At 35.6% G+C, this 6,651-nt stretch carries 5 protein-coding genes; 4 read left to right on the plus strand and 1 reads right to left on the minus strand.

Going from position 1 to position 6,651, the window contains the following annotated elements; translation table 11 throughout:
* Window positions 1–518: 518 nt before the first annotated feature.
* Window positions 519–998 carry a MarR family winged helix-turn-helix transcriptional regulator gene (locus D7V20_RS18125; protein WP_120385319.1) on the minus strand — a complete coding sequence of 160 codons (480 nt, stop codon included), beginning with the start codon at window positions 996–998 and terminating at the stop codon, window positions 519–521.
* Between the two features lie 129 nt (window positions 999–1,127).
* Between D7V20_RS18125 and D7V20_RS18130 the strand changes: the two genes are divergently transcribed.
* The 4 genes from D7V20_RS18130 to D7V20_RS18145 all read left to right on the plus strand — a co-directional run bounded on the left by D7V20_RS18130 (window position 1,128) and on the right by D7V20_RS18145 (window position 6,067).
* On the plus strand, window positions 1,128–2,075 hold the full coding sequence (locus tag D7V20_RS18130) for a PDR/VanB family oxidoreductase (protein ID WP_120385320.1): 948 nt from the start codon (window positions 1,128–1,130) through the stop codon (window positions 2,073–2,075).
* A gap of 26 nt (window positions 2,076–2,101) precedes the next feature.
* Entirely contained in the window at window positions 2,102–3,181 is a 1,080-nt protein-coding gene (locus tag D7V20_RS18135) for an aromatic ring-hydroxylating dioxygenase subunit alpha (RefSeq protein ID WP_120385321.1), read from the plus strand.
* Between the two features lie 221 nt (window positions 3,182–3,402).
* Window positions 3,403–4,746, plus strand: a complete 1,344-nt coding sequence (locus D7V20_RS18140; protein WP_120385322.1) for an MFS transporter — start codon at window positions 3,403–3,405, stop codon at window positions 4,744–4,746.
* Between the two features lie 55 nt (window positions 4,747–4,801).
* Window positions 4,802–6,067 carry an OprD family outer membrane porin gene (locus tag D7V20_RS18145; RefSeq protein ID WP_120385323.1) on the plus strand — a complete coding sequence of 422 codons (1,266 nt, stop codon included), beginning with the start codon at window positions 4,802–4,804 and terminating at the stop codon, window positions 6,065–6,067.
* Window positions 6,068–6,651 lie beyond the last annotated feature (584 nt).

Raw genomic sequence — 6,651 nt, forward strand, 5'->3', positions numbered from 1 at the left:
ACCAATACTGCCAGCTTCAACAACGGTCAAAAAATATTTTATTTGTTTAATTTCCATAATGAATTTATTCGCTAGTCGTCCTTGATTTATAGAGCTATGAAAAATAGTAAAATTTCTCATGAATATTCATATTAACAGTATTAAATAAATATATTCAAAAAAGTGAGTTTATAGTGTTTTTGTGAAGATATTTTGATCTAAAGGTTGCGTGGTGAATTAATGTTTAGGGGAATAGAATGAATAAATAATTTTTTGTTTGTGATATCAATTATCTTAAATAATTTATAGCTAAATTGACCGTATTGTTAGAGTTAACTTTATTGCATGCATTATCGCACTGGAGTTAGTTTAAATATCGAAATGCTGCTGAAAATAGAATATTAATGCTTTGCTTAGGCGTTTAACAAATCTTGATTCAGCTTTGTATAACCATCACAGAAATTGATCCTATAAATATGGGCTATTGGTGTACTTTCGTTGTATATACAAGGAAAGTACATTTAAGAAAATAAATTCTTTTATTTTGTCAGATACTTTCGACAAGATGCTTCATTCATTGCAACTATATTTTGATTTAATTTATTTAGAATACGTATGAATTGTTCTATTTCATCTTGCGTTAATGCTTCAAGCATGGCTCGTTCACGATCAAGTGCAATATCAATAACTTGATTATGTAGATTTATTCCTTTTTCTGAAAGCTCAACAAAATTAGCTCGACGATCATTTTCATCAATACTCAAGCATAAATAGCCTTCTTTTTCTAATCGATTAATCGAACGACTAACAGTGGCTTTATCAAGCCCAATCACTTCAGACACACGTTTAGCAACAATTGGATGTTCAACCGCCAATAGAGACACGATACGCCATTCAGTCACACTAATGTCAAATAATTCAGAATAAATCTGAGTCGAACCTGTCGAAATTTTATTGACAAGAAAAGTGACTAGAGCAGGTGTATAGCGAGTTAAATCTAATCTTTTTTGAATTTCCATATCAGGAATACATTGAATTTTTAATGATTTTAACAAGAAAAAAGAAATTATGAAAAAATAGTTGCATATGCAACTAAATTGCACTTATGATAGTTTTAACAACACGATGCTCTAAGCAAGGATTGCTAAATGATGAATTGTCGAATTGAAGCTATTGTGGATGAGGCTTTAGGAATTAAAAGTTTTCTATTAGAACCCACAGATGGTATTAGATTGCCCACATATACAGCTGGTGCACATATTGATGTTTATGTTAGTTCAGACATTATTCGTCAATATTCATTGATCAAACTACCTGAGTTAGATAACCAATATTTGATTGGCATTCTTAAAGATCAAAATTCGCGTGGTGGCTCTGAAAAAGTTCATACAGAATTTATGGTTGGCAACGAAATTAAAATTTCTGAACCTAGAAATTTATTTGCTTTAGACCAACAAGCAGAACATCATATTTTATTTGCAGGTGGAATTGGTATAACTCCTATTTTATCAATGGCTTTAGAGCTACATAAACAGCAAAAATCATTTGAACTACATTACTGTGTGCGAACGATAGAACATGCAGCCTTTAAAAAACAATTGATTGATTCTCAAATTGCAGAGTACTGCTGTATTCATATAGATGATCAGCCATTAACTAAAATGGATTTAAGTAAAATAATAGGCAGAAATAAACCGCAACAACATATTTATGTTTGTGGACCATCTGGTTTTATTGACTATATCCATCGTACTGCTTTGGAAAATGAATGGTCTGAACAGCAATTTCATAAAGAAAATTTTAGTAATACTGTAGACCACAGCCATGATCAATCCTTTGAATTGGTGCTCGCAAATTCAAACAGAATTTTGTTAGTACCTTCTGATAAGTCAGCCTTAGAAATTCTTCTAGAAAATGAACTGGATGTAGATTGTTCTTGTGAGCAAGGAATTTGTGGTTCTTGTGTACTCGAAGTCATTGAAGGTGAAATCGAGCACCATGATCAGTTCTTAACTGATGCAGAAAAAAGCTCAAACAAATTATTTACCCCGTGTTGTTCACGCGCAAAATCAAAACAACTTGTTATTCGTCTATAACACAAATGGATATTCAGGAGAAACGCATGGATCAAGTTTCAAAAAAAATCGATCTCGTTGAAAATACCGAAATACCAAACCTTTTCCCTAAAAATCAATGGTATGTATGTGCATTAAGCAAAGAGTTGTCAACAGAAAAACCTTTGGCCAGAACAGTTTTAAATACCAATTTGGTACTCTTTCGACATCACAATGGTCAAGCCGTGGCTTTGGAAGATCGATGCTGTCATCGAGCTTTAGCACTATCGTGTGGAACCATTGAAGATGGCGGAATTCGCTGTGGTTACCATGGCTTGCTTTATAACGAAACTGGCAAATGTATTGAGATTCCTGGTCAAGAGAAAATTCCAACGAAAGCCAAAGTTAAAGCTTATCCAATACAAGAAAAAAACAAAATCATTTGGTTCTGGTATGGCAGTGATGAGCATCCAACGCCAAATTCTGAACCACCTGAGTATGCAATTCATGACGATGCACGCTATGTATATGATGGTGATGTCTATCACTACGATGCACCTTATCAGTTAATTCACGACAACTTAATGGATTTAAGTCATTTGGGTTATGTGCATTTAAAGACCATTGGTGGCAATGCCAATGTACACATGAATGCAGAAATGAAAGTGGAACAAGAAGGCAATACTGTGAAAGTGGTACGACATATGCCAGCTTCTGAACCACCTCCGACGTATCAAATGGCATACCCATTTAAAGATAAAGTGGACCGTTGGCAAGAGATTGTATTTAAGGTTTCGCATATTACTATTTGGACAGGGGCAGTAGATGCAAATACCGATAAGCTAGATGACCCGCAACGACAAGGATTTCATATGCGAGGCTTTCATGGCATCACGCCAGAAACGGAAACCACAAGTCACTATTTTTGGACCATAGCAACCAATCCGAGTGACCCTGAAAAAGCAGAAGAACTCAAAGCAACAGTGGTTCAACAAACCAAAGATACTTTTGATGAAGATCGTATTGTCATCAATGAGCAGTATCAAAATATGCTGAAAATTCCGAATCAGAATATGATCGATATTCATGTTGATGTTGCTGCTAATCGTGCGCGCCGCATTATTAAGGAGCTGTTACAAGCATCCTAAATAAATGAGCTTCATCCAACAAAAAACATAGATTGCTGAACAGTCAAGTTTTTCTCTTCTCACGATTTCAAACGAGATGAGTTGCCACAAGGCAGCTGATCTCTATCCAAAAAAAGACAAAATTCACGCATGAGGACACAGGGATTGTCGCGGCATATGTATAAGGATCAGATACATAAAGTCATTCCCTGTATTTTGCTATTTACACAAGGAGTGTAACCATGGAAACAAATTTGAGGGAAATACTCAATCATAAAACAATGAATACATATCAATGGTTTGTTGTGATTTTATGCGTATTTCTAATTATTGTAGATGGTTTTGATGTGATGGTGATGGCATTTACCGCAGCATCAGTATCCAAAGAATGGGGGCTGACAGGATCACAACTCGGAGGATTATTAAGTGCGGGGCTAGTGGGGATGGCTATGGGGTCAATTTTCCTCGCACCTTGGGCAGATAAAAAAGGAAGACGTCCTTTAATTTTATGTTGCCTGATGATTTCTGGTGCCGGGATGATACTTTCTGCTCTAGTTCAGTCCGCAATTCAATTAGGTGTTTTACGTTTTATTACAGGTCTTGGTATTGGTGGCATCCTAGCGAGTAGTAACGTTTTAGCAAGTGAATATGCATCGAATCGCTGGCGTAGTCTAGCCGTCAGTTTACAATCAACAGGTTATGCCATTGGTGCAACAATTGGCGGTGTAATCGCAGTAATATTAATTAATAAATTTGGTTGGCGTTCAGTCTTTTTAACAGGTGGTATTGCAACCATAGTGATGTTCATCATGACTTATTTTAGTTTACCTGAATCTCTAGAATATTTATTGGTGAAGCAACCTGCGAATGCCTTAGAAAGAATTAATCAATTAACCCAAAAATTAGACTTACCTCAAGTCAGTAGTTTGCCTGCAGAAGCTGCTGTTACGCAAAGTGCTAAAGCTGGAGTTGCTAAACTTTTTAGCAATGGACTCGCCATTCCCACAATATGTCTATGGTTAAGCTTCTTTCTAGTCATGTTTGGTTTTTACTTTGTGATGAGTTGGACGCCAAAAATCTTGAGTTCTTCTGGCATGACCACAGAGCAAGGCGTTACCGTAGGAATTCTTCTGAGTGCAGGAGGGATTGTTGGTTCTACTTTAGTGGGGTTAATCAGTGCCAAAATCAGAATTTTTTATGTACAAGCGGTATTTCTTGGACTCACAGCGATTTCAATTCTATTACTTGTAAATAGTGTTTCAATTTTAACTTTTGCTTTGATCTTTGGATTATGTCTCGGTGTTCTTGTGAATGGCTGTGTCGCTGGTCTATATGCCATGTCACCCACGATCTATGATGCAGAAGTACGAACTACAGGCGTTGGTTTTGCTATTGGTTTTGGCCGTACAGGTGCAATTCTTTCACCTTTAGTCGCGGGTTCATTCTTGGATGCAGGCATTCCTGCTCTCAGCCTTTATAGCTACTATGCCTGTGCTTTTGTATTGGCAATAGTGGTGGTGCTACTGATTGCCAAAAATCGTAAACAACAAAAACAAGAGTTTGCTCTAAAGCGTTCTGCTATTTAAACCAAAAATGAGCTGTCAGGAAAGACAGCTCTAATCAGTGATTTGGATGAATCAAATGAAGTATGTAATTTATTTTACAGGTTTTTTTGCACCTTTTATTTTGACTAATGTTAGCTATGCATCTGATTTTATTGATGATGCTAAAGTTTCCATTACGGCTCGAAATTATTATTTAGATCGAAATTATGTTGAAGATGCACCATATCCAGCTGCACGGGATTGGGCTCAAGGTTTTATTTTAAAAGCCCAGTCTGGATATACATCAGGGAATGTAGGGCTTGGACTAGATGTAATGGCGAATGCGGGTTTTAAACTCTATGGTCCATCAGATTATGCAGCAACAGGCTTATTACCTGTAAATAAACTGACCAATGAACACGCTGATAGTTATGAAGAAGTTGGTTTAACAGCGAAAGTTAAAATTTTTGAAGACACCACAATTCATATAGGGACCATAGAACCTAAACTGCCTTTATTATTTGCTTCACCTGCACGATTATTTCCTCAAACTTATCGTGGTGCCCAATTTCAGACCTCAGAGATCTCTGATTTTCATTTGAATGCGATCTATATAGATCGTGTCAATCACCGGGACTCAATGAATTATGAAAATATTACCTTGGCAAATCCCAATAAACGCTTTGTAAAAGGTGCTGAATCATCAGGAATGTATGAGTTGGGGGGAGAATACAAACTTACGGATCAAACAGAATTAAGCGCATACTATTCAAATTTACATGATATCTATCAGCAATCTTTTTTAGGTTTTAAGAGTAAAAAAAATACTCAATTTGGTCAGTTATTGGGAGATATGCGTCTATTTATTAGCAATGATGAAGGCGAAGAACTCGCAGGTAATATTGATAACAAACACTTCAGTGCTTTTTGGGGAATTCGGAATTCCAATCATACCTTCAGTATAGGGTATATGCAGTCATTTGGTGAAACAGCTTTACCTTATTTATCTGGCAGTGAACCAATGCACTTTCTGGATACGTTAAGTACTGACCTAGTGAATATTAACGAACGGGTTTACCATCTTCGATATGATTACGATTTTAAAGAAACTGTTGCTACAGGTTTGAAATTTATGACACGCTATAGCAAAGGAGACAATATTGAACTTATAGGATATGGTCAGCAGCATTTTAAAGAAAGTGAATTAGATTTTGAGCTAAACTATAAAGTGCAGCAAGGCATATTTAAAGATTTAAATTTACGTGCACGTCATTCTACTTATCGTAACAATATGCCGAGCACAATGACCTTTAAACCGGCAAATGAATTACGCTTAAACATTGATTATACATGGAAATTTTAATACTAAATTTTTTAAGTTGCTGAGCTGTGACAACATTAGCATCTTGTACAACAGTGTTGCTCAGGTTTCAGATCGGTCACAGCTTCCGGTATTTTATTTAACATAATTTTAAGTTATGTGGCTTCCAAATATAAGAGAGGGCGATCACTTCGCTCTTTTCTTTGTATTATTTTGGTATGGGTAACAAACTACTATTATTAATTTCAATAGATTGTATTTTAATCATTTTTATGATTTGAAAAATATTACATGAATAAAAACAGACATATATGGCGGAAAATGTTTTTACAATCGAAATATCGGGGTGTTGGTCAAATCAGATTACATATTCATGCGTGAATCTCTCGAAAAATACCTAGAGGAAATACAGCAATTAGATATTGATAATTATGAAGAAATAGATCAACTCAAATTATTATTTATAAAACTAGATCATCACATAGACAGATTAAGATAGCGCAGGATTTTGCATAACGAATATTATGTTACTTAGGATAATCGTCAACATGAATATAATTATGTAGATTCACGTTGACGATCTGTAGCAACAACAACGTTGTGTAGGCTACAGCCTTGGGTATCTT

The sequence above is a fragment of the Acinetobacter rongchengensis genome (assembly GCF_003611475.1).
GTDB lineage: Bacteria > Pseudomonadota > Gammaproteobacteria > Pseudomonadales > Moraxellaceae > Acinetobacter > Acinetobacter rongchengensis.

Bases quoted from the DNA above. Each gene is read 5' to 3' on its own strand.
- D7V20_RS18125 (WP_120385319.1), bottom strand. From the start codon at position 998: ATGGAAATTCAAAAAAGATTAGATTTAACTCGCTATACACCTGCTCTA.
- D7V20_RS18130 (WP_120385320.1), top strand. From the start codon at position 1,128: ATGATGAATTGTCGAATTGAAGCTATTGTGGATGAGGCTTTAGGAATT.
- D7V20_RS18135 (WP_120385321.1), top strand. From the start codon at position 2,102: ATGGATCAAGTTTCAAAAAAAATCGATCTCGTTGAAAATACCGAAATA.
- D7V20_RS18140 (WP_120385322.1), top strand. From the start codon at position 3,403: ATGGAAACAAATTTGAGGGAAATACTCAATCATAAAACAATGAATACA.
- D7V20_RS18145 (WP_120385323.1), top strand. From the start codon at position 4,802: ATGAAGTATGTAATTTATTTTACAGGTTTTTTTGCACCTTTTATTTTG.